The sequence below is a fragment of the Mesorhizobium sp. G2-6-1 genome, assembly GCF_055809095.1.
This window is the reverse complement of the sequence record NZ_CM147896.1, coordinates 3,190,491-3,216,778: the sequence shown is the minus strand read 5'-3', so window position 1 is coordinate 3,216,778 and position 26,288 is coordinate 3,190,491. Positions and strand designations below refer to the sequence as shown.

Sequence of the window (26,288 nt, the reverse complement as noted above, 5' to 3'; positions counted from 1 at the left end):
TTTTTCGAAAGGCACGCCAAGGTAGGGGAGTGAATCATGGAGTTCGTTTTTGGCTAGATGACGCAGCACCCTACCCAGTCGCCGCAATTTTTCCTGACAGCGCCATCGCCTTGCCCGTATCTCGATGGCCAGTTCGAGAGAAAAGTGTTCACGCATCTGGTCGGGGATAAAGCGCCGGAAATGAATGACCTTCTGACACAAGGAGGTTTTCGCCGGTCGCAGAACATTGCCTATCGCCCGGCTTGCGAAACGTGCCGCGCCTGTATCTCCGTTCGCATTCTCGCCCAGGAGTTTTCACCGGGCCGCAGCATGAAGCGGGTGCTGCAAAATAACGAGGATCTCATCGGCGCCATGCACGATGCAGAACCCTCGACTGAACAATATTCGTTGTTTCGCAACTATCTCGACGCCCGCCATCGCAAAGGCGGCATGTCCGACATGACCGTGCTCGACTATGCCATGATGGTCGAAGACACCCATGTCGATACCAAGATCATAGAATACCGCAAACGCGGCCCGGACACCTTCATTACGGGCAAAGGCCAGGGCGAACTGATGGCGGTCGCCCTGACTGACAAGATGGCGGACGGCCTTTCAATGGTCTATTCCTACTTCAATCCGGAATTCGATTCGCGATCGCTCGGCACATTCATGGTGCTAGATCACATCATGCGCGCCAAAACGATGGGATTGCCCCACGTCTATCTAGGATACTGGGTCAATGGCTCGCGCAAAATGAACTATAAGATGCGCTTTCAGCCGCAGGAACATCTCGGCCCCAAAGGCTGGGAACGCTTTAGCGAGACCTGAAAAGCCCGACGAGCGCCCCTGTAAATGAAATGGATGCATATTCATCCGCCAGCCGGAACCAATAGCCATGCAGACTGCATCCAATCAACATTCCAAAGGTCTGCTCATCACCGCAATAGGCGGCATGACCCTGACGATCGACATCCCATTGATCCGCCTCGCTGACGGCACGGCGTGGTCGATCCTGCTTGTCCGAACCGGCACGACAGTTATCGCAGCCCTCGTCATTTGGGCGATCTGGCGATCAATTACACCCAAAGCACCGAAACTCATTCCCGGCTGGTCCGGGCTTTTGGTCGCCACACTCTACGGCGTCGGTTCGATCTTCTTCATCACCGCCGTGTTTAATACATCAACGGCAAATCTGGTTTTCATTCTCGCTTTCAATACCGTTTTCTCCGGGCTTCTGTCCTGGCTTATCCTCAAGGAGCGGCCACGGCCATCGACCATCATTGCCATGCTGCTGATGATTTTCGGCGTTCTGATTATCGTCAGGGATTCGATAGGCACCGGTAGTCTGTTCGGCGATATGATGGCATTGGGATCAGCTCTGTGCATTGCCAGTGCCATCACCGTATCGCGCGCCAGCGGCAAGGATATGGGCTTTACCGGGCTTGTCGGTGTGGTTCTCCCCTGTGCCGTTGCTGCATTCATGGTGTCGGAAACCGGTATCCAGATTTCCCAGCCGTGGTGGATCATTGCCAATGGTGCAATTGTGATGCCGATTTCGTTTTTCTGCCTCGCCGCTGGTCCGAAATACATCTCCGGGCCGGAAGTCGCCATGTTCTACCTGCTTGAGACAATTCTTGCCCCGATCTGGGTGTGGATGATCTTCTCGGAAGTGCCAACGACAAACAGCCTGATCGGCGGGACCATTCTCATCGTCACGCTGATTGCGCACTCGCTTTGGCAATTGCATCAAGGCAGCAAACGCCGTGCCGCCCTTGCTGTTCGTCACCCGGCCTGAATTTTTCGGGGCAGCTTTTCCTGATCGGTAGAATTGCCAACATCGCTCTCGATCGATTCCGGCTCGATGACATCGGCTGGCACATATTCGTCGATCACATCCACTTCATGTAGCCACTCCCGCCAGATTGCGACGAGCAGCGCCATCAACACCGGCCCAACAAACAAGCCGACAAAGCCCATCGTCTTGACGCCGCCAACCAGCCCGAAGAAAGTTGGAAGAAATGGCAATTTGATTGGCCCGCCAACCAGTTTCGGCCGCAATGTCTTGTCGACGATAAACAGTTCGAGCGCGCCCCACAAAAACAGCGCACCACCTGCAAACGGCGAACCGCTTGCCGCCAGGTAGATCGACACCAGTGTAAACGACAGCGGCGCACCACCTGGAATAAGCGCCATGATGCCGGTTAGCGCGCCAAGCGTAACCGGAGACGGCACACCAGCCAGCCAGTAGGCTGTGCCAAGCACGACACCCTCGCCAATGGCGATCAGGGTCATTCCCGTCACAGTTGAACTGATCGTTGCCGGCACGACACGCGATATTCGTTCCCAGCGCGTCGGCAGGATACGCTCGCCGATACGGTCGATCTGTGTGGCGAAGGAGGCTCCATCGCGATAGGTGAAAAACAGCGCGATGAGCATGAAAAGCAGCGCCAGAAGCAAGCCGAACGCGCTGCCGCTGGCAGCAAGAATGCCACGATAAATGCTGCCGATATTGGCGCCGCTGATCAATTGGATCAATTCGCCAATGCCGCCGGGATGGTCGATATTCATCGTCCATTGTTCGCTCAGCCACTCGCCAACAACCGGCAAGGCAGCGATCCAGTGGGGTGTCGACGTACCGCTGCGATTGGCTTCGATAGCCCAGATGACCCACTCATGGACTTCATTGAAGGCATAGCTGCCAGCCAGCGATATCGGCACGACCAGAAATGTCAGAATGAGGACAATGGCGCAACTCGCGGCCAACGTCCGGTTGCCCCCCAGCGCCGCAAGAAGCCTGCGATAGAGCGGCCAACTGGCGAAAGCGATGATCAGCGCAGCAAGAACCGGAACGAGAAACCCGTGAAAGAAATAGACCGCAGCCGCGACAATCAAGATGAGGAGCCAGCGCGCCGCCGACAGCGGATGCACGACAGCTCCGCGCATCGAAGGCGGCCTGCCCAATAGTCGCACTTCCGGATTGTTCTTCTGAATTCCCGCGTCTTCCAAAGACTATCTCTCCCGCCTGCCCGGCCACCATCGCGACATATATAATTCTCTCACGAATGACTATGAACGATAACAGTGTAGCAATCGTGATCGAAAGCCAAATGGCGGACGGCCAAATGACCGGCGGTTATCCCCACCGGCCATGACGCATTTTAGCATTACAGTAGATATAGGCGAAACCGCGTCCTCTCGCCCCGGACTTACTCCGCCGCTATGGGCATGTCCGGCGTTCGCGAAACAACCTGCAGAACCGCTTTCGGTTCGCCAATTGCATCTGGCTCGTCAGGATGATTTGGACGCAGCACCCAACGGAAAAATTTGCCCGTTACAAGCGAAGCATCGTCCATCACCGTAAAGAGCGATGGCACGAACACAAGCGACAGGAATGTCGAAACCAGCAGACCGCCCATTACCGCAATAGCCATGGGTGCGCGAAACTCACCGCCATCGCCGAGCGCCAAAGTCGCCGGGATCATACCCGCAGACATGGCAATGGTCGTCATGACGATGGGCCGAGCCCGTTTGCGCCCGGCATCGATGATCGCATCCAGCCGCGGCACACCTTGTTTGCCCTCTTCGATGGCGAAATCGACCAGCATGATGGCGTTTTTCGTCACAATACCCATCAGCATCAATATGCCGATGACCACCGGCATGGAAACTGCCGAATTGGTCAGCCAGAGTGCGGCCGCCACGCCGCCGATCGACAATGGCAATGAGCCCAGAATGGTGAAGGCGTGGAAGACCGATCCGAACAGAAGGATCAGCACGACCAGAACCAGCATCAGGCCGGTCGTCATGGCGGTCGCGAACCCGGAAAACACCTCGCCCATTATTTCGGCGTCACCGGTCTCCTGAATACGGGTACCCGCTGGCATGTTCTTTACTTCCGGCAAGGCCCAAACCAGATCAAGTCCCTGGCTCAATTCCGCGCCCGGTGCCATGTCGGCACCGATTACTACGCGCCGCTCGCGATTATAGCGGGCAATCGACGAAGGCCCCTGACCGTAGCGGATGGTGGCAACCGACGACAGCGGAACCGCAACGCCCGACGCAGTTGGAACCGGCAATTCGCTGACAATCGCCAGATTGTCGCGCGCTGCCTCGTTAAGCTGGACACGAATCGGGATCTGGCGATCACCAACCGTAAACTTGGCCAGATTGGCATCGACATCGCCAATCGTTGCAATGCGCAGCGTCTCGGAAAGGGTCGCAGTCGAGATCCCCAACTCGGCCAACCGTTCAAGATTGGGCTCGATGATGACCTCTGGCCGGTCGAGTGCCGCATTGGACGACACAGCGCGGAACTTGCCGGTCGCAGTCATCGCGCTTTGGATCTTGCGTGCCTGCTCACTGAGTACCTTGCCATTCGTCCCCATGACCCCGAACGCCAACTGACGCTCACCTCTGTCATTGACGAAATAGGCACGAAGATCAGGCACTTGTTCCAGTTTCTTCAAAAGAATTTCCTGAATCTGGGCCTGCGTCAGCTTGCGCTCGGATTTATGTACGAGATCGGCAACCACGGTTGCAAGGCGCGGCTCCAGCGTCCCCGTCGGGTTTGACCCGCCGATAACGTAGACATTTTCGACTTCAGGCATTTCGCGCATCAGCGCTACCGCCTTGTCGGTGGTGTTGCGGGTATCTTCAAGCCTGCTTCCAGGTGGAAGTTCCATTGAGAAGATGATGCGGCTGGAGTCCTCCTGCGGGATGAAACCTGACGGCAGGAAACCCATTGCGTATAAAGAGCCCGCAAAAAACAGCGCACCCGCGCCAAGCGTCAGCCACCGGAAGCGCAGCGTCACACGCAAAAGCCTCATATAGCTCTGCATGATCCAGCCGGGCTTCGGTTCCTCGTGAACATGGTCACGCAGGAAATAGGCAGCCAGCATCGGCGTTATCAGGCGCGCCACCAACAACGAGAAGAAGACCGCAACGGCGACGGTAAGGCCAAACTGCTTGAAATATTGACCCGCAATGCCACCCATGAACGACACGGGCGCGAACACAGCCATGATGGTTGCCGAAATCGCGATCACCGCCAGACCGATCTCGTCGGCAGCATCCAGCGCCGCCCGATATGGCGACTTGCCCGACTTGATGTGGCGCACGATATTTTCGATCTCGACGATGGCGTCATCGACAAGAATGCCCACCACCAGCGTAATGCCAAGCAGGCTGACCAGATTGAGCGAGAAGCCCATCAAGTCCAGCGCCCAGAATGTCGGTATTGCTGAAAGCGGCAAAGCCACCGCCGAAACCAGCGTCGCACGGAAATCGCGCAGGAACAGGAAGACCACGATAACCGACAATAACGCGCCCTCAAGCAGCGTCTCCATGGCGGAGTCGTAATTGCCCTCAGTATAGCTCACCGAATTGTCGATCTCACGGATTGAAACCTCCGGGTGAGCCTTTTCCAGTTCGGCAATTGCAGCTTCAGCGCGTTGGCTGACGGCAACGTCACTCTCGCCCTTGCCACGAAAAATGCCAAAGGACACGACGGTCTGACCGTTGACGCGGGCAAACGATTTCGGTTTTTGCCAACTGTCGCTAACAGTTGCAATGTCGGACAGCTTCACTTTTCGGCCACCTGTCAGGGGAATTTCCAGCGCCTCAAGGTCGGAAACCTTCTTGGCACCGCCGAGCGTACGGATCGACTGGTCGCGCTGGCCAAATTCACCGCTGCCGCCGGTCAGGTCGACATTGGCCGCGCGCAATGCCCTGTTGACATCACCTGCCGTGACACCAAGCGCATTGAGACGATTTGGGTCAATTTCCACCTTGATCTCACGCGTGACACCCCCATAGCGATCAATACGGGCAACGCCTTTGAGGCCCTGCAATTTGCGGATCACCGTATCATCGACAAACCAGGAGAGTTCCTCCGGCGTCATCGCTTTCGCAGTCGCCGCATAGGTCAGGATCGCCTGCCCCTCGACATCGACACGGCTGATAACAGGTGCCTCCGCCGTTGCCGGCAAGTCGGAACGAATGCGTTCAACGGCATCCTTGACGTCATTGAGCGCCGTTTGCGTTGCCACTTCCAGCCGGAACTCCACCACCGTTTGAGAATGGCCTTCGGTAATGGTCGAGATGACGTTCTTGACGCCCGAAAGGTTGGCAACCGCATCCTCGACACGCTTGGTCACCTGCGTTTCGAGTTCGCTTGTCGCCACGCCCGGATCGACCACGTTCACCGAAATCAATGGCACATCGATATTCGGAAACCGCGTGATCGGCAGTTTGGCGAAGGCCATCAAGCCAAGCGCCATCAACACGATGAACAGAAGAACGGCCGGCACCGGATTGCGGATCGACCACGCGGAAAAATTCCAGTTCATGGCTTGATCGCTCCGGTGTTTTCGTCACGAACCGGCGTAACCATATCGCCATTTGCCACGAATGTGCCGGCCCGTGAAACGACTTCATCACCGGCTTTCAGCCCTTCGCTGATCTCGACAAAACCGTCGGCCCGCACTCCCAGGTCGACTCCAACGGTCGATACCCGCCCATCGTCGACACGTTGCAGAAACGCATCGCGCCCCTTGTAGATGATGGCCGACACGGGAACGGCAACACCGTCACGGCTTTCCGTTTCAATCTCGCCACGAGCAAAATTTCCGGAGCGTGCAACACTGTTTGCAGCCAGTGAGATACGGATCGAACCAAGACGCGACTTCTGGTCGATCTCCGGCGAAATCAGTCGCACATGGCCGGCAATCGCCTGCTCACTGCCAGCAACATTGATTGTCGCCTTCATCCCCTCGCCAAGGCGTGGCAGAGACGTTTCGGGTATATCGGCTGCCAATTCGAAACGACCGTCAATGGCAATGCGAAACAATGGCCCACCTGCGGCAGAAACAACGCTGCCAAGCGTGGCATTGCGCGCCAAAACAAGTCCGTCAGCCGGTGCCTTGACCTCGGTCTTTGCAATTTGCAGCAAAACGACCTGCTTTTGCGCATCAATGACGCCGAGTTGAGCCTGCGATGCGTCAAGCGCCTTTTCCGCGGATATTTGCTTGGCGCTGGCACTATCGAAAGCATTCAAGGCGTTGTCGAACTCGGCCTTTGTCGCAACTCCCTTGGCTTGAAGCGCCTTGGCTCTATCCAGCGTTTCAGTTGCCTGGCGAACCGCGATATTAGCGTCCGCAATCTGGGCGCGAACTTGTTCAACGCTGGCCTCGGCCTGAACCCGGCTGGCGTCGAGTTGAGCAAGTTGGGTATCGAGCGATGAACGGTCGAGCACGGCTAGCACCTGCCCTTTTTCCACCCGGTCTCCCTGATCAACATTCAACCGGGTCACAGTAAGCCCGTTGAGATCGGTGCCCGCAGTAGCTTCCTGGCGCGGAACGATCGTCCCGGTCACGGACAGTGTCTCGATGAGATTTCGTTTCTCGGCTGCAACCACACGGATCGACGGTGGCGTCGGGGCGTCAGCAGCCGGTGTTTCGCCAGCCAGCAAGGCAGTGTTGGCAAAAGCTGCAAAAGCGGCGGCAAATAGCGAAGCCGCAAGCAATGTAATTGAAGTGCGTCGTAACATTATTTTGCTCACAAAAGAGTAGATAGCTGCTCGTGAATTTACGCTTGGGCGTTAGATTTTCCGGTAGGTCGAAGCATGCCCACGACAGATGCACGAAGTAGAATTTCCAGCTTTTCCATTGGCACACCGAGCGACGGCAAATCGTTCAGCGCCATGCCGTGCGCCAGCGCCATCAGAGTTGGCAACAAGACGTCGAGTTCAACGGGAGGATCAATCTCGCCGCGTTCCATCGCGCCGCCCAGATAGTCGCGAAACAGGGCCTGCACCTGATCCATATTCTTGCGGCAGACCGTTTCAACGGCAGCATTGCGCATGGACTCGGCACAAATCTGTGCAAACAAGGATGCCGCGCCAGTGTCATGAACATGCCGGATATGGGCCATGGCACCGGAAACAATGCCTTCCACAACATCCGGGTTTTGCAAGACACGCGCAAAAATCTCGGCATCTTCCTTGCGGTCGGCTTCGCAAATCTCTTCGACAATCGCTTCTTTGGAAGGAAAATAACGGTAAAGAGCCCCCGGGCTCATGCCAGCCTCGCTGCAAATCTCATGCATCGAGGCGCCTTGAAAACCGGAGCGCACAAAACACATCTTGGCTGCATCGAGTATACGTTGCACCTGCTGGTCACGACGCTCGGCACGAGACATAGGTTTGGTCTCACCTGCCGCGTGCGCAGAAAGGGCATCAATCGTGTCAGGCTGGCTTTCCACTATCGCACCAATAATGAGAATGAATGATCGCTCTTTATTTATGCGAACGATCATTCGCAGTCAAGTGAGGCAAATCCTTTTTGACTGGATCGCACTCACACATGCCACACTGACGGCGTCGCCACCGCGTTTGATGTGGAAAGAAGAAAAGGAACATGACAATGGATCGCCTCTCGGCAGGCAATACCAACCGATCATCGATAATAACATGAAATCAAAGGGGTATAGCAGAAACGTGATTCAAAACATCGGAACTGGCTTTGAGCAGGTCAGCTTTTGACACTACCACCGATCCCCTCAAGATATTTGTTGTTTCCGCAACCCCTGGCAGAAAATGGCTCTAGCCGAACTTCCCGGTGCGGGGAAATCCTTTAGGCACCATCCGGCCTGCTGATGCGCGTGCGCCCATCCATTCCAGAAGTTCGGCCTGCGTTCGGATAAAGGTCCGTTCGGCAGAATCTTGCCACGAAAGCCCGTCCGCCATGACAAAGGTTTTCAAATCGAGAACACCGCCATCCTTGTATTTTTGCAGGCGCACACCCTTGCCGCGCGCCATTTCAGGAATGTCGGCAAGTGGGAAAACCAGCAACTTGCGATTGTCACCAACAATGGCGAGATGATCGCCGCTCACCTGAACGCAGATTTTCGCTTCATCGGGAGCCTTTACGTTCATCACCTGTTTGCCCTTGCGGGTGTTGGCGACAACCTCATTTTCGACCACGATGAAGCCATTGCCCTGCTGGGACGCAAGCAGCAGCTTGCGCGCCGGCTCATGGATGAACGCAGTAACGATGTCCTGGTCGTTCTCCATATCGACGATGATACGGATCGGTTCGCCATGACCGCGCCCTCCCGGTAACCGGTCCGCGCCAATCGTGTAGAATTTGCCGCCTGTTGTGAACACCAGAATTTTGTCGGTGGTCTGGGCATGAAAGGCGAGTTTGAGACTGTCGCCTTCCTTGAAGGTCAACGCAGAATAGTCACTCAAATGGCCCTTCATTGCCCGCAGCCAGCCCTTTTGCGAGACAACCACAGTGACGGGCTCGCGCTCGATCATGGCTTGGGCGATATCGGTCAGATCATGTTCGGGAGCATCCGCAAATTGCGTCCGCCGCTTGCCGATTTGGGTGTCCGGTCCAAACCGTTCACGAAGCGATGTCACCTCCCATTTGATGGTGGCCCACTGCTTCTCATCAGATGCGAGCAACGCTTCGATCTGTTTCTTCTCTTCGTTAAGGCCTTCAAATTCCTTGCGGATTTCGATTTCCTCAAGCTTGCGCAATGCCCGCAGGCGCATATTGAGGATGGCTTCGGCTTGCGTATCGCTCAGCGACCAACGCGCCATCATCACTTGCTTGGGCTCATCCTCCTCGCGGATGATCCTGATGACCTCGTCGATATTGAGATAGGCAATAAGATATCCGGCAAGGATTTCCAGCCGCCGCTCGATCTCGCCAAGGCGATGCCGTGAGCGACGCAACAAGACGTCGCGGCGATGATCGAGCCATTCCTGCAAGACACTTTTCAACGACAATACGTTCGGAACTTTTCCGCGCGAAAGCACATTCATGTTCAACGAGAACCGGCTCTCAAGCTCGGTAAGCTTGAACAGCGACTCCATCAGGATTCCGGGATCGACGGCCCGGCTTTTCGGCACCAGAACGACGCGGATGTCTTCCGCACTCTCATCGCGAATATCATCGAGCAGCGGCAGCTTTCTTGCCAGAAGAAGCTCGGCAATCTTCTCGATCAGGCGGGCCTTTTGCACACCATAGGGAATTTCGGTGACAACGATGTTCCAGGTGCCCCGGCCTTGATCTTCCTGCATCCAGGTGGCACGTGCCCTGAAGCCGCCTCGCCCTGTCTCGTAGGCTTCGCGAATAGAAGCATGGCTGTCGATGACAATGCCGCCTGTGGGGAAATCGGGGCCGCGCACCTTGCACGCCAACCGTCCCTCAGGCGTCGCCTTGAGCCCTTCCCACTGCGCCGGCGTCGTCATCAATTCTTCAACAGACGCGTAGGGCCGATCAATCAGATAAAGTGCCGCTGAGCAAAGCTCGGCCGCATTGTGCGGCGGTATCGACGTTGCCATTCCCACCGCAATGCCCGATGAGCCATTGGCCAGCAAATTGGGAAATGCGCCAGGCAGCACGACCGGCTCTTCATCTTCTTCATTGTAAGTGAGGCGATAATCCACGGCATCTTCGGTGATGCCCGCCAGCAATTCGGACGCCACCTGCGTCATGCGCGCTTCGGTATAGCGCATGGCGGCGGCATTATCGCCGTCGATATTGCCAAAATTGCCCTGCCCGTCGACCAGCGGGTAGCGCATCGAAAAGTCTTGCGCCAGACGCACCAGCGCATCGTAGATGGATTGATCGCCATGCGGATGGAACTTGCCCATCACCTCACCGACGATGCGCGCACATTTGGCAAAACCCTGATCGGGATTAAGACGCAACAGCCGCATGGCGTGCATGATGCGCCGATGTACCGGCTTCAAACCGTCCCGCACGTCCGGCAGCGCCCGATGCATGATGGTCGACAGCGCATAGGCCAGATAGCGCTCTTCCAGCGCTTTCTTCAGATCGACCGGTTCGATTGCGTCACCGCCACCATCCCCGGGTGGCAAAAGGCTTTTTCCCATGGGGTTGAACTATCCGAGGTGCTGATTCGCGGCAAGAGCAGATACGAAAACAAAAAACCAGTCACAAAATCGGCAACGATACCGCCCTGCCAAGGGTCTGTTAAACCCTCTCCCGTAACTTCGCGCCAGCAATTGCCCTCTCCCCGAAATTTCGACCATAGTGTCGATGAATGTCTTGCTCTGGCCCGATTTTCCCTGAAGTGAGACAATAGCCGCAAAATATCATTCACAGTATCATTTTGGAGCCCGCGATGAGAACCCACCGCTCGACTTTTCAGAAATTGGCATTTTCGACCTTTCTATTGAGCCTCTCCCTGAATTCCGCATTTGCCCAGGACACCGAGGCCGTTGCCGAACGACTGAAAACATTGCTGAGCAATCAGGGCATGCAGATCGACTGGACCGGAATTTCCGGCAGCCCGTCAGATATGGTCCTGCAAGGTGTCAGCCTGAAACCAACGGGCCAAAAGGGTGGCTTGTCTGTCGGCGACATCACACTGGAAGGCATCGTTGATGCCAAGGGCGGTTACAGCATCGAAAGCCTTTCCACGGCACCATTTTCGCGCACCGAAGACGACGCAACCATCGAACTAAGTCCATTTGTGATGCATGGGCTGACCCTGCCGGCGGAAAACGACAGCGATCCAATGTCCTCATTGGTCATGTACAAATCAGCCGAGCTTGCAAATCTGACGGTCAAGCTTGAAGACAAAACAGCGTTTTCGATGGACAATACACGCATCGACGTCATTCCGCCTGCGGATGGCAAGGCATTGGAATTCACCGGTACCACTGAGAAATTCACTGGCGACCTTTCACTGGTCAAGGATCCGAAATCCGGAGAGGCCATCAATGCCCTCGGATATCAAACAGTGACAGGCAACATGGGCTTTGCCGGCTCATGGAATCCCACTGACGGCACGCTGGAACTGACAAAAAACGAGATTGCCGTCGACAATGCGGGCAAGCTTGGCTTTACCTTCAATATCAGTGGCTACACGCTCGATTTCATCAAGTCGATGCAGGAAATGCAAAAGAAGATGGGGGCCAGCCCGAAGGTGCCGATAAGTCGGCCCAGGGCATGGCCATGCTTGGTCTGATGCAACAACTGACATTCAACGGAATGACGATCCGCTTCGATGACGATTCGCTGACTGCAAAGGCCTTGGCTTATGCAGGCAAGCAGCAGGGCATGATGGCAAAAGACATTGCAAATCAGGTAAAGGCAATCATTCCCTTCGGCATGGCGCAGCTCGATAATCCCGAACTCACCGCACAGGTTTCGGCTGCCGTCGGCAAATTCCTCGACGATCCGAAGAGCCTCGAAATTTCTGCAAAGCCAACAGCCCCAACGCCGTTTGCACTTATCATGGCCGCCGGCATGACAAATCCGCTAACGCTCACCAAGACATTGGGCCTGACGGTTACCGCAAACGAAGACTGACCTTGCACGCTCAACACGCGCAAACTGAAAACGCCGCACCCCATCGTGCGGCGTTTTCATAACATCCGACAAGCTGGGAAGGCGGCCTTCATTGATACCGCATCAACTCAGGCGTGATCTTTCGCCAACGGATGAACCTTGCTCGGACAAGAACGCCTCCCCAGGCAGCGGGGCGAGATGGATCGTTCCCAGCGTTTCGCCATCTTCAAACACGAGCCTTGCATCATATCGCCGTGCCAACGCCTTCATCGCAATGTTTTGAGGATGAGTGGTAACTTTCAATAGCGTATAACCAAGCCCTCTTGCCTGTGCGATCAGGCGCTCGAAAAGCTTGCCGCCAATGCCCCGGTGTTGAAGGTGCCGCTCAACACTGAAGGCGATTTCAGCCGTCGGCTCCGTCTCCTCGGCACGCTCATGCAATTCGGCCGCACCTCGCACATCGACACCTTCGACATAGCCAATCACCGTCGTACCATTGGCGAATGAACGCTCGGCATAGCGCGTGATAAAATCGTCGTCAGTCAGACCATTGAAGCGGTCGCGGCGGCTGCCACTATCGAGCCGCAACAGATGCTCGCGAAAGCGCACCAGATCAGACGGCCTTAACTGGCGGATCGTCCCCGTTACGGGACCGGCATTGGGAAAATCGTTTTCCATGTCGCACTCCTCGTGGGTTCCTCCCCGAGTCGTTCATCGACCTTGCAGATATTGTGCGATGCAACATAAATTGCAAGGACGGAGTTTCAACCATCCGCGCGAGGCACGCCCCGCACCCGTCAGACTGGCAGGCAGATTGCCAATGATATAAGATGACAAGAAAATTCACCTATATTGGCCTGCCAGTCTGGAATTGTTCCAATCTATAGGCCATATTCCAGCCAGCATTTATGCGAGGAACGAATATGCGGCTCACGCGTCAGACCAACTATGCCATGCGAATCTTGATGTATTGCGCGGCCAACAACGACCAGCTAAGCCGAATCCCCGAAATTGCCGCCGCCTATTCCGTGTCGGAACTGTTTCTGTTCAAGATCTTGCAGCCCTTGGTTGAACATGGCTTGGTTCAAACGGTGCGCGGCCGCAATGGCGGAGTCCGCATTGGACGCCCGCCCGAGCAGATCAGCCTTTTCGATGTCGTGCGTGTGACGGAAGAAAATTTTTCCATGGCCGAATGCTTCGACAATGATGCAGCCGATTGCCCCTTGATCGACAGTTGTGGCCTGAATTCCGCGCTGCGCGAGGCGCTGAACGCCTTCTTTGCCGTACTGGAGCGCCACACCATTGCCGATCTGGTCGCCGCGCGACCCAATATGCGCGATGCACTTGGCATCGACCATCTGGAGCGGCGCGCTCCTGCTGCCTGATCTGTCAGGCGCGCCACGTTCCGTCCATACTTATTTATTGAGAATGAGCTTTCCCTGCCGTGTAATTCTCAATCGGTACAAAGCGCCAGAATGTTCGATTCCGATTTCGCGTGTTCCTTGAAAAAGATCCACGCTCGAGAGGGTTTTCACCGAAGCTGACGCTTCTTCAGTACTATTCCTGCGATATGACCCGACAGGCTCAATCCCGTAGCGGAAATCGTCGCGATTTTGCGTATTCATGGCGCTTTGTCCCTCTCCAACCGGGTAAAATGCGTTCATTATCAGAATGATCATATTTCATGACTTTTATAGTCATGTTATTTTGCAATGCAATACCTTACCAATTTGTTCAAGATTTCAGAATGGAGCGGCAAAGCTAAACTTCCCAACCTCGCCGGCAGACAGGTCGTACCGGCTTAAGAGTCGACACGGAGATCGATGTCAAATATGCCAACGGATGATCGTGCCAGGAACGAGAATGATGCGTCGGATCACTTCGGCAACAACTGGCACGTTCTCGCGGCGCGGCCTCGTGAGGTTAAAATGAAAGCGAAAACTCTCCGCTATCTCGCAACTGTGGCAGCAGCCACATGCTGCATCGCCGTACCGGTCGCGTCCGCGCAAGACGCAAAGCCTGCACCGACACTCAATCTTGAACTCAACGCGGCACAGCCCACCCAAAACGGCTGCCGCTTGACCTTTGTCGTCAACAACGCCCTCGGCACCGACTTATCCAAGGCAGCGTTTGAAATTGCCCTGTTCAACGATAGCGGCGTTGTTGACCGCTTGACTGTGCTTGATTTCAAAGACCTGCCAGCAGGCAAGACCAAGGTGGTCCGCTTCGATCTGGCTGGTACAGATTGCACTAAAATCAGCCGCGTTTTGATCAACAGCGCAACCGAATGCCTTGGAACAAGCATCAAGCCCACCGCCTGTCTGGATGGCCTGAAAACCAGAACCAGAACCGGCATCGTTTTCGGCCTATGAACGAGAAACGGTGGCGTCGTGGGAGTGGAACCAACCTTTTCTTGTAGCAACACGGTTTGGCCGCTCACTGACAATCCGTTTTTGCCACCGGAAAGCGCCGATCCCGCTTTTGCCATTCCTCATGGCGCGATCGAACATGGGTCACGCGACATGCTCGAGCAGGTCTATCTGGTCGACAAGAACTCCACCCTAACCTCGGCACCGCGCGAGCCGCTTGATCCCGCGCACGCAAAAACCATTGAGCGCTGGCCGAAATGGAACATGGCGCTCGCTGCATCCTGCATCTTTCATATAGCGGCGGCACTTGCCTTCGCCGCATATGGTGCAAACGACATTCTGATGGAAGGCGCAAATCAGGCTGGTACAGTGCGCCTTGGAAATTCATCCGAAAATCAGCTATCGGCGGGCGAGATATCACCAGACAGCACCGATGTTACCAATGTGACGCTGGTGAGTATACTCACGCCCAAGCCAGTCGAAACGATGACAGCTCAACCGGTTGCAACAGTCGAAGCGCTTCAGCCGGTGAACGAAACAGCGGCGGAGACGACCGCTGCGGAAACCGTTGACCCCTTACAGGCAACAACGATCCAGACGCCTCAACCTCCCGAAAGCGTTGAGCCTGCACCACAAGAACCGGCGAGCGCAGTTTCAACCAGCCCCCTTCCCCAAATTCTCACGGCAACATCGCTAAGCCCGGTGGAAGACAATGTGGTGGCGAATAGCGTCGAGCAGCCTCAATCCGCTCAGGTCGCTCCCACACAAAATACTGTCAAAGCACCGCCCGCCACGATCCAATCTTCCAGGCAAGCTGTCGAGACAATCGAGCCAGTGCCAGATCATGGAATTGCACAGCTAGCAATTGAGGATATCCCTCACCCGACGCCAAGACCACCTGAAGCAACGCGTGTCTCTTCAAAGAAAACTGCATCGCCCGAAAACAAGGCAAATGAAACCAAAAAGGTTCTCAGGAAACCTGCCAGGCAGAAGCAGAAAACAGCATCCGGTGCCAATGGAGCCAACCATGCCGATACGAAAAGCGGCGCTTCAGACGGCGAGACAAGGGGCACCAAGGCTGCAAAGACGGCGGGAGGTAATAATTCCGCCGCTGGCAACGCAGCCGTTTCCAACTATCCGGGAAAAGTCGCCATGAAACTGCGGCGCGCGGTGCGCAGTATTTCAAGAGCAGCGCGCGCGAAGGCCCACAATGATGTTCACGTCACATTTGTCGTCAACGCCGGTGGTGGTGTCGGCGCGGTCAGTGTGGCGCGCAGTTCCGGCTCGTCCGAGCTTGACCGCGCAGCGCTGGCCGTTGTCCGTCGCGCTGCCCCTTTCCCGCCAATCCCCGCGCAAGCCGGGCGATCTAGCTGGAAATTCACTGTGCCGCTTGGCGTTCGCTGACAACGAAGTGGTCCATAATACAAAATGGCATTTGAAAGGACAAAGCCCATGTACATCGCGATGAATCGGTTCAAGGTCCATAAAGGTTCCGAGGAGGGTTTCGAAAATGTCTGGAAAAATCGCAAATCAACGCTGACGGAAATGCAGGGATTCGAGCAGTTTCATCTGTTACGCGGTGCATTCAACGAAAAGGAAAACTACACGCTGTTTGTTTCGCACACAGTATGGGCCTGCGAGGACGATTTTATCGCCTGGACGAAATCGGAAAATTTCCGAAATTCTCACAAGAACGCCGGTTCAAGCAAACCGACGACTTACGGCCATCCGCAATTCGAGGGTTTTTCGTCGGTCGAAGGTGCCTGACATCACAGGCGCTGGCGCTGGGGCATGAAGCGCCTCACGCCGCCGCCAGCAGGCTCGCATTGCCACCTGCCGCAGTCGTATCGACACACACGGCCCGTTCATGTGCATAAGCGACCGGGTTCAGCACTTCGCTGACCAATGGCACAATTGCCCCTTCCCGACCCGCGAGCACGCTGCGGATGGCTCTTGCCGCTTCCACTTGTCCCGAAAAAGCCACCACACCGACACGCAGCACATCCGCATTGGCCGGATCAAAACGCGCATCAATCACGCCAAGCGGCAGCCCCTTTCCGGTAAGCGAAGCGAGAGCGGCAGAAGCGTTGGGCGCAACAGCCAAGACCGCATTGCCTGCGGCAAGCGCCTGTATCACCTGCGCAAGTAGCGTTTCGGCGTCCGGGCCAAGACACAGGACACGGCCACGCGCCACAAGCGACAAGGTGTTTGCCTCGCCGGTCGGTCCCGGCAGATCGACCTGCCCGAAATCCAACGCTGCGGCGGCAGCGATATAAGCCGCACCCTTGCCACGCAGATGCTTGCGCAAAATGGCGACCCTGTCAGGACGGCCTGACCAGCCGCCAAGCGCCGGTTCCGGCAGATTGTCTGCAAGCTCCTTGGGTGTCGCGCTACGGCCTTCAGGCAATTCGCTTCCCGCTTCCGCTCCCTTGCGGAAGCGTCGCAGATAATGTGGGCCACCAGCTTTCGGGCCTGTCCCGGACAGGCCTTCACCGCCAAAGGGTTGCGACCCGACAACCGCACCGATCTGGTTGCGGTTGACGTAGATATTTCCCGCATGGACGCCATCGACGAAGCGCTGAACCCGTGCCTCGATGCGGGTGTGCAATCCAAACGTCAGGCCGTAGCCCTTACGATTGATCGCAGCGATGACGGCGTCGATCTTCTCTGCATCGAAGCTCGCCACATGCAGGACCGGACCGAACACTTCGCGCTGCATGTCCTCGATGCCTTTGACGCGCACCACATGCGGTGCAACGAAAAGGCCGCCATCTGGAGCGTCAAGTTTTGCGACAAGTTTGCCATCGCTCTCCATATCGGCGCAGTAAGTGCGGATCGAACTCATCGCCTCTTCATCGATAACGGGTCCGACATCGGTGGAAAGGTGCCACGGATCACCAACCTTCAGCGTTTTCATGGCTCCCGTCAGCATTTCCAGCATTTTCTTTTCCACATCCTTCTGGATGTAGAGAACGCGAAGAGCCGAGCATCGCTGGCCCGCACTTTGGAACGATGAGGCAAGAATGTCGCGCACCGCCTGTTCGGGAAGTGCTGTGGAATCGACAATCATGGCATTCAGCCCGCCGGTTTCCGCAATCAGCATGGCATCGGGCGCTGCCGTTTTTGCCAGTTGCTTCTCGATCAGCTTGGCAACCTCGGTCGAGCCCGTAAAACATACGCCCGCTATACGCGGATCGGACGTCAGTGGTCCGCCAACGCCTGAGCCATCACCCGGCAGAAGTTGAATGACGTCCTCAGGCACACCGGCCTCACGCAGCAATTGAACCGCCCGGAACGCAATCAGCGGCGTCTGCTCGGCCGGTTTGGCAATAACTGAATTGCCGGTGACCAGTGCAGCAGCAATCTGTCCTGTAAAAATCGCCAGCGGGAAATTCCACGGTGAAATGCAGACGATCGCGCCGCGCGCTTGCGTTCCTGCCTCTGCATCTATCGCTTCCGTTGCATAGAAGCGCAAAAAGTCGACCGCCTCACGCACTTCGGCCACACCGTCAGCCAGCGTCTTGCCTGCTTCGCGCGTCGCAAGCGCAAAGAACTCGACAGCATTGGCTTCGTATAAATCGGCAGCTTTTCTTAAAATCGCGGCGCGCTCGGCAACTGGCCTTTTCGCCCATGCCGGTTGCGCTTCGACAGCAAAGCGTACCGCGCTCGCAGCCTGCTTGGCCCCGGCTTCCGTCACCTTGCCAACCACATCATCCGGCTTGGCGGGGTTTACCACCGCACGCGAATTCCCGTATCCCGCAGCCCGGCTTATGGGCTTGGCATGCCAGTGATCCGGCCCGGTGAACGCGGCTCTGGCCTCCTCGATTGCCGCAAGCGTGACAGTGTCGGTGATATCCCACCCCTTGGCATTGCGCCGCCCACTGCCGAAAATATCGAGCGGCATGGCAATATTCGGATTAGCGGCGTCACCCTGACTTTCAATCAATTCAAGCGGATCACGCGCAATCTCCTCCGGCTCAACCTCCTCGTCGGTAAGCTGGTGGACAAATGACGAATTGGCCCCGTTTTCAAGAAGACGGCGCACCAGATAGGCAAGCAGATCCGAATGTGCGCCGACCGGAGCATAGATGCGGCAGCGCGTGCCCTCGGCCTTGCGAACGGCTTCATGCAACTGTTCGCCCATGCCATGCAGGCGTTGGAATTCAAAGCAATCCCGGTTCGGTGCCATCGACAATATAGCGGCAACCGTATGGGCATTATGCGTGGCAAATTGCGGATAGATGCGCTCCGTCATCGACAGAAGCTTCTTCGCACAGGCCATATAGGAAACATCGGTATTCGCCTTGCGGGTGAACACCGGATAGCCGGAGAGGCCAAGCATTTGCGCCCGCTTGATCTCGGTGTCCCAATATGCGCCCTTGACCAGACGCACCATGATATTGCGGTCATATTTCTTTGCCAGCCCGTAGAGCCAGTCGATGGTGAACGCCGCGCGTGGACCATAAGCCTGAACGACAACACCAAAACCGTTCCAGCCGGCAAGGCGCGGGTCGGCCAGCACTTCCTCGATCACGTCGAGCGACAGGTCGAGCCGGTCCGCCTCTTCGGCGTCGATATTCAATCCCATACGGGCATGGCGCGCTGCAAGTGCCAGCGACAAGAGCCGCTCTGCCATCACCGGCAGCATCGCCTCCTTTTGCGCAACTTCATAGCGCGGATGCAACGCCGAAAGCTTCACCGAGATACCCTGATTCTTGCGAATATCGGGACCATTGGTGCCAGCATTGAGGGCAGAAATCGCGTCGGCATAGGCCTTCAGATAGCGAAGCGCATCGGCTTCGGTACGCGCCGCCTCGCCCAGCATATCGAAGGAATAGAGATAGCCTTTTTGTGTCATCGGGCGGCCGCGCTTTACGGCTTCCGCAATATTGCGCCCGAGTACGAACTGTTCGCCCATTTCGCGCATCGCGGCGGCAACCGCCTTGCGAATGACCGGTTCACCAAGGCGGCGCACCATGGCGCGCAGCGTGCCTTCAATGCCGCTCTCGCCCTCCTCAAGCACCCTGCCCGTCAGCATCAACGCCCAGGTCGAGGCATTGACGAAGATCGAATGTGATCCGCCCGAATGCGCAGACCAGTCATGCGGCGCAATCTTGTCGGCGATGAGATCATCCATCGTCTCGGCGTCAGGCACGCGCAACAGCGCCTCCGCCAGACACATCAAGGCCACCCCCTCCTTGGTGGAAAGACCGTAGGACGACAAAAACATCTCCATCAACCCCGGATCGGATGACCCGCGCACCGCACGAACCAGCGCAGCAGCGTGCGCGGAAATTGCCGTGCGATCGGCTTGTGACAGGTCAACTGTCTCGACCAGACGCTTCACGGCAGCGTCTTCAACCGGGAGATAATTGGCACGGATAGTCTGGCGAATGGTGTCGAGCGTAGACATGGCGATCCTATCGGAACGGCTGCATCAAAAAGACAGTCCAGCCCAAAACCAGACCGCAGTTGAAACCCTAACACAAAGCCTCATTTCGGTCGGTCCAAAATATTCGACAACTCAGACCATGCAAACTAATGTGACGATAGAAATTAGATCAATTGAACCGAGTTTGTAATGACAGAAGATCATATAGACCGCATAGATCGAAATATCCTGTCCGCATTGGCCCGCAACGGGCGTCTTTCAATGGCCGAACTTGCAACGAAGGTCGGCCTGTCCAAAACGCCGGTGCAGGCACGCGTCAGGCGATTGGAAAAAGACGGCTACATTCGCGGCTATTGTGCCGTCATCAACCATGAGCGCATGGGCGAAGGCCACGTCGCTTTTGTCCAGGTCAAACTTTCCGAGACCCGCTCGGCAGCACTCGATGCCTTTAACCGCGCCGTCCACAACGTGGCGGAGATCGAACAATGCCATATGATAGCATCAAGCTTCGATTATCTCCTGAAAGTGCGCACCCGCGACATCGCCGCCTATCGACGCGTCTTGGGAGAGCGTATTTCGGGCCTTCCCCATGTGGCACAAACATCGACATTTGTCGCGATGGAAACGGTGAAAGACAGGTAATTCACTCGACCAGCGTCTTGAGAAAGGCCACCAGCGCCGCGCGCTCACGCTCGGACAACTGGATCGGATGTTGCTCGGTTATTCCTTCCGCGCTCGCAGGTGCCTGAATATAGTGTTCGACAACCTGCTCAAGCGTCGAGAACTGGCCGGCGTGCATATAAGGCGGGCGCGCCGCCGCACCGCGCAGCGATGGGGTCTTGAAAGCCCGGACCAGTTCCGTACCGGACCCGCGCATGAAGCGCAGTTCACCACAGGCATCCACCCCGCCGTCGCGGTAGGCACCAACACAGTTGAAAGGATCAGTTTTCACCTGCCCTACCGCCGCAATCCGCCCGCGATCTGGTGCAAGTCCCGCCACTGGCGCCACCCCGACATTGTGAAAACCGTCATCGGTCAAACGCGGACCGTTATGGCACGTTGCGCAATTCGCCTTGCCGATGAACAGTTTGAGACCATGAATTTCTTCATCAGATAGAATCGCATCAGACGGCAGGTCCGCATCGCTCGCCAGCGCATTTGCAAACCGGTCAAAGCGCGTTGGTTGAGGCATAATCGAACGTTCAAATGCAGCGATTGCCTTTCCAATATTGGCAAACACACGGTTGATCGCGTCTCGCTGCTGCTCCGTCATGCCATTCCAGGCAGCTTTTTCCAGATCCGTACCGAGCGGACTGGCATTGGCAGGAATGTCAGACAGATCAGGCAAGGCTCCGAAAATGCGTTCATATCGCTCGCCATATCGCGCCTTGATATAATGGGCATAAGCCGCACGATTGCCGGCATGTTCACGCGGGTCCTCCAACGGCGCCAGCGATTGCGCCCACAAGCTGTCACGTCGGCCATCCCAAAAAAACCATGCATTATAGGCGACACCTGCAAGCGGCATGGTGCGTCGATTGGATTGAGCAACACCAACTGCACGCGGCAAATCATCTTGAAACTGACGGTCGATTTTGTGACAGGTCGAACACGAAACAGTGCCGTCACGACTTAACTGTTGATCGAAAAACAACGTCGAACCGAGCGCCGCAGCGGCGGGAACATCAGCAAATCTGTTGGTGGTGTCAGCTTTAAGCGGCGGCAATGCCGACAGGCTCAGTGACGCGATGATCGTCTTTTCCGCATCCGAGAATTCGGGCTTTCCGCAACCTGCCAGCAACACGAGGAACGCCACCGGCCAAAATTGATGTGCGCGCCACATGCCTTGGCTCACAACATGATGTTGAACAAAGCAGTATCGGAACCGGCGGCTGCGGAAATGTTGAACCGCAATTGCCACCATCCACGCATGGAAAATTTCACCCCCTCGATCCGATAGTGACCTTCCCCCAGATAGCCGGTTACCTGCGGGCTGGTCGGCAATCCATGATTGTGCTTGGGCATGCCGCCCGAAATATCGATCGCCGCGTTCTCAACCGGCGCGCCGCCCGAAGCCATCTCCAGTGTCAACACCCACGCGTGCAACTCTCCTTGGCGAAGCGTGTCTTTTTCTGGCTTGATGCTGGCGACGAAAAGACCGTTCATGGTCTTTTTGTACGTGCCAAATCCGGGCCGGCAGGTGTTCCAAACTCGGTCACATAGATCGCGGCCAGAATGCCGATCAGCACGCCCGCAACACCAATGGCCACAATGATGGTTCGTCCAAGCGATGCCAAACCTGCTCCCTTCCTCACGGTGAGTGTATCGACAACAAACCAGCCTTTGAAACTCGCGCACCAACACTGGAATGGGCGCATGAAGCCACCCATTTTACACTACGGAAGCTTGAACCGGTATTCTGTCACATGTCGATAAGTCTCACCGGAACGCAGTGTCGCTTGCGGAAAATATGGCCAATTTGGCGCATCCGGCCAGACTTGCGGTTCAAAACAAACACCCGAGCAAGGTTGATATCCGATGCCATCAAGGCCATGCCCCGATGTGGCAATATACTGGCCACCATAGAGTTGCAGGCCGGGTTCAGTTGTCCAAACTTCCATTTCGACGCCCGACGATCCACCTTGCAGCCACGCCGCCTGCCTCAGCGGTCCATGTGCCGACGTCAGGCAAAAATTATGATCATAGGGCACTTGGCACCCATCAATTTCCATTCGCAAAGCCCGCACCTGGCGAAAATCGAATGGCGTATCATCCACCGGCTGCACCACGCCGGTTGGCAATTTTTCTGCATCAACCGGCAGATAAGCTCCAGCGTTCAGCATCAGGCGATGGTCCAGCGTCGTCCCTGATCCGCCATCGTCAAGGTTGAAATAGGAATGTTGGGTCAAATTGCACAGCGTTGCTTCGCTTGCCGTTGCGGTAAATTCCACCGAAAGGGTTGCGGGAATTTTCACCCGGTAAGTGCAACTCACCTCCAATGCGCCCGGAAATCCCATCGTACCGGCCGGATCATGCAAAATCAGCGTAACAAAATCCCGGCCATGCAATGAAACGGTCCATAGGCGTCGGGAATAACCCAGCGCGCCCCCGTGCAAGCTATGCTTCCCGAGGAAATTGCGATCGCTCTCATAGCGCTGCCCGCCAATGGTGAAACGGCCATCGCGAATACGGTTGGCATAGCGACCGACAACCGCACCGAAATATGCAGTATCGCTGAAATACTGCTCCAGCCGGTCAAAGCCCAGAACCAGGGGGGCATCATGGCCAAAAAGGCGCAAATCCTGAAGGATCGCGCCCCAATTCATGATTTTGGCGCTCAGCCCGCCACCGCGAATGGCAAAGCGGCTAACAGCGTCCCCGTCTTCAGTCGCACCGAAGATTTCGCCGTCTTTCATCGCTCAAGCCCAAAACCCCGGTGGCTCAGCGCCACCGGGATCAATTGCTTGGTCCGATCAGAGGCCAAGTCCACCAATGCAGACATATTTCGTATCGAGATAGTCATCCATGCCCTGATGGCCGCCCTCGCGGCCAAGTCCGGATTCCTTGACGCCGCCAAATGGTGCTTCTGGCGTGGTTATAACGCCCTCATTCACCCCAACCATTCCATATTTCAAGCCTTCCATCACGCGGAAGGCTCGCCCGAGGTCGCCCGTATAGAAATAACAGGCAAGGCCGAAATCGGTATCATTGGCCAGTGCCACAGCCTCTTCTTCCGTCTCGAACTTGAAGACCGGTGCCAGCGGGCCGAAAATCTCATCCTTCATGAATTTCATATCCGGCGTTGCGCCCGAAATGACCGTTGGCTCGAAGAATGAACCGCCTAGTGCGTGACGTTTGCCGCCCGAAATCACTTTGCCACCCTTGGCAACCGCGTCTTCGATGAATTCCTCGACTTTCTCGACCGCATTCACGTCAATCAGCGGTCCCTGTTGAACGCCGTCGTCAAGACCGGACCCAACCTTCAGCTCGTTGGCGGCAGCGGCAAACTTTTCCACAAATTTGTCATGAATACCCGCCTGCACGAAGAAACGATTGGTGCACACGCATGTCTGGCCGGAATTGCGATATTTGGCGGCAATCGCGCCCTGAACCGCACGGTCGATATCGGCATCGTCAAAAACGAGGAACGGCGCGTTGCCGCCAAGTTCCATCGACACTTTCTTCACGGTCGCTGCGGATTTTCCGATCAGCAATTTGCCGACTTCCGTCGATCCTGTGAAAGTGATCTTCTTGACCAGCGGATTGGCGCAAATCTCATCGCCAATTTCGCCAGCGGAACCTGTGACGATATTGACGACACCTTTGGGAAAACCGACTTCCTCGCACAGCGCACCCCATGCAAGGCCGGAATACGGTGTCTGCGAAGCAGGTTTCACAACGGCTGTACAACCGGCGGCAAGTGCCGGTCCAAGTTTGCGCGACAGCATTGAGGACGGGAAATTCCACGGCGTGATTGCGGCAATGACACCCACTGGCTCTTTCGTGACCAGTACGCGCCGATCAGCCCACGGTGAAGGCACGACATCGCCATAGGCCCGGCGCGCCTCTTCAGCAAACCACAGCACATAGGCAGCCGATGAGCCGACTTCGCCCTTCGATTCGGTAAGCGATTTGCCCTGCTCGATGGTCAGCAGTTCAGCCAGCACGTCCTGATTGTCCATGATCGCGTCATGCAGTTTGCGCAACAATTTTGAACGTTCGAGAGCCGATGTTTTACGAAATGACTGGAAAGCCTCTTCAGCCGCTTCGATGGCACGGCGCGTCTCGGCCTTGCCCGATTTCGGCACCGTGCCGATCTTCAACCCGGTGGCTGGATTGATAACGTCGACGGTCTGACCGGAATCGGCTTGCACCCATTCACCGTTGATCAGGTTGGCCTGACGCATGAAATGGCTGGTTTTCTGGAGCATCGACGTACCTCCGTTTGGTGCAAAAACGCACCTGAATCAGAATTTTCCATACACCGCAGCAAATGGCGGCACGCTTGATCGCCACGGCTCATAGCGCACAGAGCACAGCACGATCAACGCCATCCCCCAACGTAATTACTATGCCAGCCTGAATCCACCCGGCAAAGAATTACTATCGTGAGCAGCCGAATCGGCTTTTACGCCATAACCACCTTCCACTTGTTTTTCAGATGGCTTTATCGTCCCTATATGCCATCAACCGGCATATCGCCCGGAATAGGACACTCATGCTGCGAATTTTCATTGCGTTGTTTCTGCTCCTTATACCTTTAAGCGCCCATGCAACCGAAGCCGGTTGGGCCGCATTGCGCGATGGAGGCCGCGTCGTGTTGCTTCGCCACGCGATGGCTCCCGGAAACGGCGAGCCGGCGAACTTCGACATCGACAAATGCAATACGCAGCGCAACCTTTCGCAGCGCGGCAAGCAACAGGCCCGCAAGATCGGCGCATTGTTCGGCGCGCGTTCCGCCCCGATAGAGCGTGTACAGTCAAGCCGCTACTGCCGATGCCTCGAAACCGCGCGCATTGCCTTTGAAGGTGAGCCTGAGCCATTTGCGCCGCTTGATCCACCCGCTGAAGACCCTGCGCAAAAGGCAGCGCAGATGGCAGCGATAATGAATGAGATCACCAATTATTCAGGCTCCGACAATCTTGTCATGGTAACCCACCTGGAGACGATCAAGGAACTCACCGGCGTTTCGCCACGCGAAGGCGAGGCAGTCATCGTCGAACCGCGAGACGACGGCCTGCATGTTTTGGGGCGCGTGGTTTTCTGACGATCTGCGGGTTCCTGCTTCACTCCACCAATGGCATAAATACCGCATTCCTGATCGTTCTGACCGGCCGCACCCATATTCGGCCTTTTCCTGTTCAAAAAAACCGATTAGACAGCGCCAAAACAGAACTTCGCAGGTTCCGCTCGAAATCGAAGGAAACGCCCTTGTCCACCACGTTCGAAAAAGTCGCCAAAATCATTGCCGATACCAGTGAGATCGACATCGACACCATCACCCCCGAAAGCCACACCATCGACGATCTCGGCATTGACAGCCTCGACTTCCTCGATATCGTCTTTGCCATCGACAAGGAATTCGGCATCAAGGTGCCGTTGGAAAAGTGGACGCAAGAAGTCAATGACGGCAAAGCCTCGACTGACGAGTATTTTGTCATGAAGAACCTCTGCGCCAAGATCGACGGACTGGTCGCGGCCAAGAGCGCCTGACGT

25 protein-coding genes are annotated in these 26,288 nt (G+C 56.2%); 12 read left to right on the top strand and 13 right to left on the bottom strand.

From position 1 onward, the window contains the following. Positions 1–57: 57 nt before the first annotated feature. Both AC0L7S_RS15425 and AC0L7S_RS15420 read left to right on the top strand, forming a co-directional pair. Positions 58–810, top strand: coding sequence for an arginyltransferase (locus tag AC0L7S_RS15425; RefSeq protein ID WP_473471828.1), 753 nt, complete (start codon positions 58–60; stop codon positions 808–810). A gap of 67 nt (positions 811–877) precedes the next feature. Then, a complete protein-coding gene (locus AC0L7S_RS15420) occupies positions 878–1,777 on the top strand; it encodes a DMT family transporter (RefSeq protein WP_473471827.1) in 900 nt (299 codons plus the stop codon). Here AC0L7S_RS15420 and AC0L7S_RS15415 read toward each other — a convergent pair. The 4 genes from AC0L7S_RS15415 to AC0L7S_RS15400 all read right to left on the bottom strand — a co-directional run bounded on the left by AC0L7S_RS15415 (position 1,765) and on the right by AC0L7S_RS15400 (position 8,178). After that, positions 1,765–2,925 (bottom strand): AI-2E family transporter, encoded by a 1,161-nt coding sequence (locus AC0L7S_RS15415; RefSeq protein WP_473471826.1) that lies wholly within the window; start codon positions 2,923–2,925, stop codon positions 1,765–1,767. The two genes, AC0L7S_RS15420 and AC0L7S_RS15415, sit on opposite strands and share 13 nt — an antisense overlap. A gap of 263 nt (positions 2,926–3,188) precedes the next feature. After that, positions 3,189–6,329, bottom strand: coding sequence for an efflux RND transporter permease subunit (locus tag AC0L7S_RS15410; RefSeq protein WP_473471825.1), 3,141 nt, complete (start codon positions 6,327–6,329; stop codon positions 3,189–3,191). Then, on the bottom strand, positions 6,326–7,528 hold the full coding sequence (locus tag AC0L7S_RS15405) for an efflux RND transporter periplasmic adaptor subunit (protein WP_473471824.1): 1,203 nt from the start codon (positions 7,526–7,528) through the stop codon (positions 6,326–6,328). The genes AC0L7S_RS15410 and AC0L7S_RS15405 overlap by 4 nt, the downstream gene beginning before the upstream one ends. Before the next feature lie 38 nt (positions 7,529–7,566). Continuing rightward, a complete protein-coding gene (locus AC0L7S_RS15400) occupies positions 7,567–8,178 on the bottom strand; it encodes a TetR/AcrR family transcriptional regulator (protein WP_473471823.1) in 612 nt (203 codons plus the stop codon). A gap of 43 nt (positions 8,179–8,221) precedes the next feature. Between AC0L7S_RS15400 and AC0L7S_RS15395 the strand changes: the two genes are divergently transcribed. After that, on the top strand, positions 8,222–8,521 hold the full coding sequence (locus AC0L7S_RS15395) for a hypothetical protein (RefSeq protein WP_473471822.1): 300 nt from the start codon (positions 8,222–8,224) through the stop codon (positions 8,519–8,521). Positions 8,522–8,581: 60 nt separating this feature from the next. On the opposite strand, the gene parC is transcribed toward AC0L7S_RS15395, so the two are convergent. Continuing rightward, on the bottom strand, positions 8,582–10,888 hold the full coding sequence (gene parC, locus AC0L7S_RS15390; protein WP_473471821.1) for a DNA topoisomerase IV subunit A: 2,307 nt from the start codon (positions 10,886–10,888) through the stop codon (positions 8,582–8,584). 251 nt (positions 10,889–11,139) lie between these two features. Here parC and AC0L7S_RS15385 point away from each other — a divergent pair, with 251 nt between their 5' ends. Both AC0L7S_RS15385 and AC0L7S_RS15380 read left to right on the top strand, forming a co-directional pair. Then, a complete protein-coding gene (locus AC0L7S_RS15385; RefSeq protein ID WP_473471820.1) occupies positions 11,140–11,988 on the top strand; it encodes a hypothetical protein in 849 nt (282 codons plus the stop codon). Next, positions 11,976–12,332, top strand: coding sequence for a hypothetical protein (locus tag AC0L7S_RS15380; protein WP_473471819.1), 357 nt, complete (start codon positions 11,976–11,978; stop codon positions 12,330–12,332). Before AC0L7S_RS15385 ends, AC0L7S_RS15380 begins: the two co-directional genes overlap by 13 nt. Positions 12,333–12,434: 102 nt before the next feature. On the opposite strand, the gene AC0L7S_RS15375 is transcribed toward AC0L7S_RS15380, so the two are convergent. Beyond that, positions 12,435–12,989 (bottom strand): GNAT family N-acetyltransferase, encoded by a 555-nt coding sequence (locus tag AC0L7S_RS15375; RefSeq protein ID WP_473471818.1) that lies wholly within the window; start codon positions 12,987–12,989, stop codon positions 12,435–12,437. Between the two features lie 245 nt (positions 12,990–13,234). Between AC0L7S_RS15375 and rirA the strand changes: the two genes are divergently transcribed. Beyond that, positions 13,235–13,696: an iron-responsive transcriptional regulator RirA gene (rirA, locus tag AC0L7S_RS15370; RefSeq protein ID WP_473471817.1), complete on the top strand. Its 462-nt coding sequence runs from the start codon at positions 13,235–13,237 to the stop codon at positions 13,694–13,696. Between the two features lie 30 nt (positions 13,697–13,726). Here the strand turns inward: rirA and hemP are convergent, their stop codons facing one another. Further along, positions 13,727–13,936 (bottom strand): hemin uptake protein HemP, encoded by a 210-nt coding sequence (gene hemP / locus AC0L7S_RS15365; protein WP_473471816.1) that lies wholly within the window; start codon positions 13,934–13,936, stop codon positions 13,727–13,729. A gap of 303 nt (positions 13,937–14,239) precedes the next feature. On the opposite strand from hemP, the gene AC0L7S_RS15360 reads away from it, so the two are divergent. From AC0L7S_RS15360 to hmuQ, 3 genes are read left to right on the top strand one after another with little or no spacing between them, the layout of a single operon-like run. Further along, on the top strand, positions 14,240–14,683 hold the full coding sequence (locus AC0L7S_RS15360) for a hypothetical protein (RefSeq protein ID WP_473471815.1): 444 nt from the start codon (positions 14,240–14,242) through the stop codon (positions 14,681–14,683). A 24-nt stretch (positions 14,684–14,707) separates the two neighbouring features. Continuing rightward, positions 14,708–16,084, top strand: coding sequence for an energy transducer TonB family protein (locus tag AC0L7S_RS15355; RefSeq protein WP_473471814.1), 1,377 nt, complete (start codon positions 14,708–14,710; stop codon positions 16,082–16,084). Positions 16,085–16,132: 48 nt separating this feature from the next. Continuing rightward, the gene (gene hmuQ / locus AC0L7S_RS15350) at positions 16,133–16,447 is read left to right on the top strand and encodes a heme-degrading protein HmuQ (RefSeq protein WP_473471813.1); all 315 of its coding nucleotides are present in this window, start codon (positions 16,133–16,135) and stop codon (positions 16,445–16,447) included. Positions 16,448–16,481: 34 nt separating this feature from the next. Here hmuQ and putA read toward each other — a convergent pair whose 3' ends face one another. Further along, on the bottom strand, positions 16,482–20,093 hold the full coding sequence (gene putA / locus AC0L7S_RS15345; protein ID WP_473471812.1) for a bifunctional proline dehydrogenase/L-glutamate gamma-semialdehyde dehydrogenase PutA: 3,612 nt from the start codon (positions 20,091–20,093) through the stop codon (positions 16,482–16,484). A gap of 168 nt (positions 20,094–20,261) precedes the next feature. Here putA and AC0L7S_RS15340 point away from each other — a divergent pair, with 168 nt between their 5' ends. Next, positions 20,262–20,714: a winged helix-turn-helix transcriptional regulator gene (locus AC0L7S_RS15340; RefSeq protein ID WP_473471811.1), complete on the top strand. Its 453-nt coding sequence runs from the start codon at positions 20,262–20,264 to the stop codon at positions 20,712–20,714. Position 20,715: 1 nt separating this feature from the next. Here AC0L7S_RS15340 and AC0L7S_RS15335 read toward each other — a convergent pair whose 3' ends face one another. The 5 genes from AC0L7S_RS15335 to AC0L7S_RS15315 form a co-directional block, all read right to left on the bottom strand. Continuing rightward, on the bottom strand, positions 20,716–21,915 hold the full coding sequence (locus AC0L7S_RS15335) for a cytochrome-c peroxidase (RefSeq protein WP_473471810.1): 1,200 nt from the start codon (positions 21,913–21,915) through the stop codon (positions 20,716–20,718). Positions 21,916–21,923: 8 nt separating this feature from the next. Then, positions 21,924–22,238 (bottom strand): FixH family protein, encoded by a 315-nt coding sequence (locus AC0L7S_RS15330; RefSeq protein WP_473471809.1) that lies wholly within the window; start codon positions 22,236–22,238, stop codon positions 21,924–21,926. Further along, the gene (locus AC0L7S_RS15325; protein ID WP_473471808.1) at positions 22,235–22,369 is read right to left on the bottom strand and encodes a hypothetical protein; all 135 of its coding nucleotides are present in this window, start codon (positions 22,367–22,369) and stop codon (positions 22,235–22,237) included. Before AC0L7S_RS15325 ends, AC0L7S_RS15330 begins: the two co-directional genes overlap by 4 nt. 99 nt (positions 22,370–22,468) lie before the next feature. Then, positions 22,469–23,488 carry an aldose epimerase family protein gene (locus AC0L7S_RS15320; RefSeq protein ID WP_473471807.1) on the bottom strand — a complete coding sequence of 340 codons (1,020 nt, stop codon included), beginning with the start codon at positions 23,486–23,488 and terminating at the stop codon, positions 22,469–22,471. Between the two features lie 57 nt (positions 23,489–23,545). Continuing rightward, on the bottom strand, positions 23,546–25,003 hold the full coding sequence (locus AC0L7S_RS15315) for an NAD-dependent succinate-semialdehyde dehydrogenase (RefSeq protein ID WP_473471806.1): 1,458 nt from the start codon (positions 25,001–25,003) through the stop codon (positions 23,546–23,548). 287 nt (positions 25,004–25,290) lie between these two features. Here AC0L7S_RS15315 and AC0L7S_RS15310 point away from each other — a divergent pair, with 287 nt between their 5' ends. Together AC0L7S_RS15310 and AC0L7S_RS15305 are read left to right on the top strand one after the other, a co-directional pair. Next, entirely contained in the window at positions 25,291–25,839 is a 549-nt protein-coding gene (locus AC0L7S_RS15310) for a histidine phosphatase family protein (RefSeq protein ID WP_473471805.1), read from the top strand. Between the two features lie 164 nt (positions 25,840–26,003). After that, positions 26,004–26,285 (top strand): acyl carrier protein, encoded by a 282-nt coding sequence (locus AC0L7S_RS15305; RefSeq protein ID WP_473471804.1) that lies wholly within the window; start codon positions 26,004–26,006, stop codon positions 26,283–26,285. Positions 26,286–26,288 lie beyond the last annotated feature (3 nt).

Excerpts from the sequence above, each read along its gene's own strand:
- AC0L7S_RS15380 (WP_473471819.1), top strand. The coding sequence starts at position 11,976 with ATGCTTGGTCTGATGCAACAACTGACATTCAACGGAATGACGATCCGC.
- AC0L7S_RS15330 (WP_473471809.1), bottom strand. The coding sequence starts at position 22,238 with ATGAACGGTCTTTTCGTCGCCAGCATCAAGCCAGAAAAAGACACGCTT.
- AC0L7S_RS15425 (WP_473471828.1), top strand. The coding sequence starts at position 58 with ATGACGCAGCACCCTACCCAGTCGCCGCAATTTTTCCTGACAGCGCCA.
- AC0L7S_RS15420 (WP_473471827.1), top strand. The coding sequence starts at position 878 with ATGCAGACTGCATCCAATCAACATTCCAAAGGTCTGCTCATCACCGCA.
- AC0L7S_RS15415 (WP_473471826.1), bottom strand. The coding sequence starts at position 2,925 with ATGCGCGGAGCTGTCGTGCATCCGCTGTCGGCGGCGCGCTGGCTCCTC.
- AC0L7S_RS15385 (WP_473471820.1), top strand. The coding sequence starts at position 11,140 with ATGAGAACCCACCGCTCGACTTTTCAGAAATTGGCATTTTCGACCTTT.
- AC0L7S_RS15360 (WP_473471815.1), top strand. The coding sequence starts at position 14,240 with ATGAAAGCGAAAACTCTCCGCTATCTCGCAACTGTGGCAGCAGCCACA.
- AC0L7S_RS15375 (WP_473471818.1), bottom strand. The coding sequence starts at position 12,989 with ATGGAAAACGATTTTCCCAATGCCGGTCCCGTAACGGGGACGATCCGC.
- AC0L7S_RS15320 (WP_473471807.1), bottom strand. The coding sequence starts at position 23,488 with ATGAAAGACGGCGAAATCTTCGGTGCGACTGAAGACGGGGACGCTGTT.
- putA (WP_473471812.1), bottom strand. The coding sequence starts at position 20,093 with ATGTCTACGCTCGACACCATTCGCCAGACTATCCGTGCCAATTATCTC.
- AC0L7S_RS15340 (WP_473471811.1), top strand. The coding sequence starts at position 20,262 with ATGACAGAAGATCATATAGACCGCATAGATCGAAATATCCTGTCCGCA.
- AC0L7S_RS15410 (WP_473471825.1), bottom strand. The coding sequence starts at position 6,329 with ATGAACTGGAATTTTTCCGCGTGGTCGATCCGCAATCCGGTGCCGGCC.
- parC (WP_473471821.1), bottom strand. The coding sequence starts at position 10,888 with ATGGGAAAAAGCCTTTTGCCACCCGGGGATGGTGGCGGTGACGCAATC.
- AC0L7S_RS15335 (WP_473471810.1), bottom strand. The coding sequence starts at position 21,915 with ATGTGGCGCGCACATCAATTTTGGCCGGTGGCGTTCCTCGTGTTGCTG.
- AC0L7S_RS15310 (WP_473471805.1), top strand. The coding sequence starts at position 25,291 with ATGCTGCGAATTTTCATTGCGTTGTTTCTGCTCCTTATACCTTTAAGC.
- hemP (WP_473471816.1), bottom strand. The coding sequence starts at position 13,936 with ATGAATACGCAAAATCGCGACGATTTCCGCTACGGGATTGAGCCTGTC.
- rirA (WP_473471817.1), top strand. The coding sequence starts at position 13,235 with ATGCGGCTCACGCGTCAGACCAACTATGCCATGCGAATCTTGATGTAT.
- hmuQ (WP_473471813.1), top strand. The coding sequence starts at position 16,133 with ATGTACATCGCGATGAATCGGTTCAAGGTCCATAAAGGTTCCGAGGAG.
- AC0L7S_RS15315 (WP_473471806.1), bottom strand. The coding sequence starts at position 25,003 with ATGCTCCAGAAAACCAGCCATTTCATGCGTCAGGCCAACCTGATCAAC.
- AC0L7S_RS15400 (WP_473471823.1), bottom strand. The coding sequence starts at position 8,178 with ATGTCTCGTGCCGAGCGTCGTGACCAGCAGGTGCAACGTATACTCGAT.
- AC0L7S_RS15405 (WP_473471824.1), bottom strand. The coding sequence starts at position 7,528 with ATGTTACGACGCACTTCAATTACATTGCTTGCGGCTTCGCTATTTGCC.